Origin of the sequence: Sphingobacterium bovisgrunnientis (genome assembly GCF_009829085.1) — a bacterium.
GTDB lineage: Bacteria > Bacteroidota > Bacteroidia > Sphingobacteriales > Sphingobacteriaceae > Sphingobacterium > Sphingobacterium bovisgrunnientis.
In genome coordinates this window covers 1-4,458 of record NZ_WUQY01000064.1, presented here as the reverse complement: position 1 = coordinate 4,458, position 4,458 = coordinate 1, and the positions used below count along the sequence as shown (strand labels likewise).

Below are 4,458 nucleotides of genomic sequence, written 5' to 3'. Positions count from 1 at the left end.
AAAAAAGAAAAAATCTTCAAATAAAATTTGCGGATTAAAATAAAGTTTCTACCTTTGCAGTCCCGACGGAAACGAAGGGAAAACAAAAAAAGATAAGTACAGCAGTAATGCTCGAAATATAAGAAGAAGCGCGATGCGGATTCGATAGAAGTTCTTTAAGAAAATGATCATGTAGCGTAACGAGTAGTTTGAGAAAAGCGAAAGTTATAAAATCAAACCTTAGTCAATAACTAAATAGATATTAAAAAAGACAATTCTATTTATATTATAAATAGTTAGAGTCGAACAACTTCATTTTACAATGGAGAGTTTGATCCTGGCTCAGGATGAACGCTAGCGGCAGGCCTAATACATGCAAGTCGGACGGGATCCAGCGGAGAGCTTGCTCAAAACTGGTGAGAGTGGCGCACGGGTGCGTAACGCGTGAGCAACCTACCCATATCAGGGGGATAGCCCGGTGAAAATCGGATTAACACCGCATGACACAGCGACTCGGCATCGAGATGTTGTTAAATATTTATAGGATATGGATGGGCTCGCGTGACATTAGCTAGTTGGTAAGGTAACGGCTTACCAAGGCAACGATGTCTAGGGGCTCTGAGAGGAGAATCCCCCACACTGGTACTGAGACACGGACCAGACTCCTACGGGAGGCAGCAGTAAGGAATATTGGTCAATGGAGGGAACTCTGAACCAGCCATGCCGCGTGCAGGATGACTGCCCTATGGGTTGTAAACTGCTTTTGTCCAGGAATAAACACCTCTACGTGTAGAGGCTTGAATGTACTGGAAGAATAAGGATCGGCTAACTCCGTGCCAGCAGCCGCGGTAATACGGAGGATCCGAGCGTTATCCGGATTTATTGGGTTTAAAGGGTGCGTAGGCGGCCTATTAAGTCAGGGGTGAAAGACGGCAGCTTAACTGTCGCAGTGCCTTTGATACTGATAGGCTTGAATGTGGTTGAAGATGGCGGAATGAGACAAGTAGCGGTGAAATGCATAGATATGTCTCAGAACTCCGATTGCGAAGGCAGCTGTCTAAGTCATTATTGACGCTGATGCACGAAAGCGTGGGGATCGAACAGGATTAGATACCCTGGTAGTCCACGCCCTAAACGATGATAACTCGATGTTGGCGATATACAGTCAGCGTCTTAGCGAAAGCGTTAAGTTATCCACCTGGGGAGTACGCCCGCAAGGGTGAAACTCAAAGGAATTGACGGGGGCCCGCACAAGCGGAGGAGCATGTGGTTTAATTCGATGATACGCGAGGAACCTTACCCGGGCTTGAAAGTTACTGAATTATCTAGAGATAGATAAGTCCTTCGGGACAGGAAACTAGGTGCTGCATGGCTGTCGTCAGCTCGTGCCGTGAGGTGTTGGGTTAAGTCCCGCAACGAGCGCAACCCCTATGTTTAGTTGCCAGCATGTAATGATGGGGACTCTAAACAGACTGCCAGCGTAAGCTGTGAGGAAGGTGGGGACGACGTCAAGTCATCATGGCCCTTACGTCCGGGGCTACACACGTGCTACAATGGATGGTACAGCGGGCAGCTACACAGTAATGTGATGCTAATCTCGAAAAGCCATTCACAGTTCGGATTGAGGTCTGCAACTCGACCTCATGAAGTTGGATTCGCTAGTAATCGCGTATCAGCAATGACGCGGTGAATACGTTCCCGGGCCTTGTACACACCGCCCGTCAAGCCATGAAAGTTGGGGGTGCCTAAAGCATGTAACCGCAAGGAGCGTGTTAGGGTAAAACCGATAATTGGGGCTAAGTCGTAACAAGGTAGCCGTACCGGAAGGTGCGGCTGGAATACCTCCTTTCTAGAGAACAGTTATTGATTCTCGTTACGTTATATACATGATTAAATAAAAGAGACAAAAGAGATTTTGAAGAAAGTGCCCATCCCATATGGAATGGTTACCGAGAGAAAGAAGAGATAAAAGCTAGTCCCGTAGCTCAGTTGGTTAGAGCACTACACTGATAATGTAGGGGTCAGCAGTTCAAATCTGCTCGGGACTACGAAATACCGGGGAATTAGCTCAGCTGGCTAGAGCACCTGCCTTGCACGCAGGGGGTCATCGGTTCGACTCCGATATTCTCCACGAGTTAAATCTAGTAGTAATAACTAATAGATAAGACAAAGAGTTCTTTGACATATTGAAAGAAAAAAAGACACAAGAGAAGACAACAGTAGAGACAATGTTGTAATATGCTTGAGTTAGTAAACGGACCCTCGGTCTATGCCGAACTGTTTATTAATTAGTATTACGATGTATATATCAAAGCAACTCTATAGTAGCAAAAGGGCTATATGAGTGAAGAAAGTAAATAAGGGTACACGGGGGATGCCTAGGCTCTCAGAGGCGATGAAGGACGTGATAAGCTGCGATAAGCTACGGGGATTGGCAAATGCGAATTGATCCGTAGATTTCCGAATGGGGCAACCTAACTATCTGAAGGATAGTTGTATAATACGCGAACGCGCCGAACTGAAACATCTAAGTAAGCGTAGGAGGAGAAAATAATAATGATTTCGTAAGTAGTGGCGAGCGAACACGAAAGAGCCCAAACCATATATGTTACGGCATATATGGGGTTGTAGGACCACGACATGTGATTTGTAACGTAAACTGGAAGCAGGTGGGAAACTGCGCGATATGGGTGATAGCCCCGTACAGGTAAGCAATACAGCGCTAGTGGTATCCTGAGTAGGGCGGGACCGGAGGAATCCTGCTTGAATCTGCCAGCACCATCTGGTAAGGCTAAATACTCCTGAGAGACCGATAGTGAACCAGTACCGTGAGGGAAAGGTGAAAAGAACCCCGAACAGGGGAGTGAAAAGAACCTGAAACCGTGTACTTACAAGCGGTTGGAGCGGACTTGTTCCGTGACAGCGTGCCTTTTGCATAATGAGCCTACGAGTTACTCTTTGTTGGCAAGGTTAAGTCGTTCAGCGACGCAGCCGCAGCGAAAGCGAGTCTGAATAGGGCGTATAGTCAGCAGAGGTAGACGCGAAACCTTGTGATCTACCCTTGGGCAGGTTGAAGTTTAGGTAACACTAAATGGAGGACCGAACCGATAAACGTTGAAAAGTTTCCGGATGACCTGAGGGTAGGGGTGAAAGGCCAATCAAACTGGGAAATAGCTCGTACTCCCCGAAATGTTTTTAGGAACAGCGTCGATATAGAGTCTTATAGAGGTAGAGCTACCGATTGGGTGCGGGGGAGTCAAATCCTACCAAATCCAGACGAACTCCGAATGCTATAAGATATGATCGGCAGTGAGGCTTTGGGTGCTAAGGTCCAAGGCCGAGAGGGAAAGAACCCAGACCATCAGCTAAGGTCCCCAAATGTAGTCTAAGTTGAACTAACGAGGTCCGGTTGCCCAGACAGCTAGGATGTTGGCTTGGAAGCAGCCATTCATTTAAAGAGTGCGTAACAGCTCACTAGTCGAGCGACCGGGCGTGGATAATAAACGGGCATCAAGATTACTACCGAAGCTATGGATTTATACTATGTATAACTGGTAGGGGAGCATTCTATCGTCGGAGAAGCAGCATGGTGATGTGTTGTGGAGATTATAGAAAAGCAAATGTAGGCATAAGTAACGATAAGGCGGGTGAGAAACCCGCCCACCGAAAGACTAAGGTTTCCTGATCAACGCTAATCGGATCAGGGTTAGTCGGGGCCTAAGGCGCACCCGAAGGGGGAAAGCCGATGGACAACTGGTTAATATTCCAGTACTTTTATATACTGCGATGTGGTGACGGAGTAGTGACACTGCCGCGAACTGACGGAATAGTTCGTTAAAAGGCGTAGGTATTAGAATGGTAGGCAAATCCGCCAATCTAGCTGAAACCCAATAGTACAGCAAAGCTTCGGCGGCGCTGATAGAGCAGGTAATCAGACTTCCAAGAAAACCCGCTAAGCTTCAGGTATATAAAACCCGTACCGTAAACCGACACAGGTAGTCGAGGAGAGAATCCTAAGGTGCTCGAGTGAGTCATGGCTAAGGAACTCGGCAAAATGGCCCTGTAACTTCGGGAGAAGGGGCGCTGTCTCGCAAGAGCAGCCGCAGTGAAAAGGCCCAGGCGACTGTTTAGCAAAAACATATGGCTTTGCAAAATCGAAAGATGAGGTATAAGGCCTGACACCTGCCCGGTGCTGGAAGGTTAAGAGGGGATGTCATCGCAAGAGAAGCATTGAATCGAAGCCCCAGTAAACGGCGGCCGTAACTATAACGGTCCTAAGGTAGCGAAATTCCTTGTCGGGTAAGTTCCGACCTGCACGAATGGTGTAACGATCTGGGCGCTGTCTCAGCCATGAGCTCGGTGAAATTGTGGTATCGGTGAAGACGCCGATTACCCGCAACGGGACGGAAAGACCCCATGCACCTTCACTATAGCTTAACATTGAAATTGGGTACAGGATGTGTAGGATAGGCGGGAGTA

The 4,458-nt window shown here is 47.5% G+C and carries 2 tRNA genes and 2 rRNA genes; all 4 read left to right on the top strand.

Features of this window, described 5'->3' with window-relative positions:
- Nucleotides 1–298: 298 nt before the first annotated feature.
- A 16S ribosomal RNA gene (locus GOQ16_RS17010) occupies nt 299–1,828 on the top strand.
- A 125-nt stretch (nt 1,829–1,953) separates the two neighbouring features.
- A tRNA-Ile gene (locus tag GOQ16_RS17005) sits at nt 1,954–2,027 on the top strand.
- A 9-nt stretch (nt 2,028–2,036) separates the two neighbouring features.
- Nucleotides 2,037–2,110, top strand: a tRNA-Ala gene (locus GOQ16_RS17000).
- Nucleotides 2,111–2,326: 216 nt separating this feature from the next.
- Nucleotides 2,327–4,458, top strand: a 23S ribosomal RNA gene (locus tag GOQ16_RS16995); the annotation flags it as partial.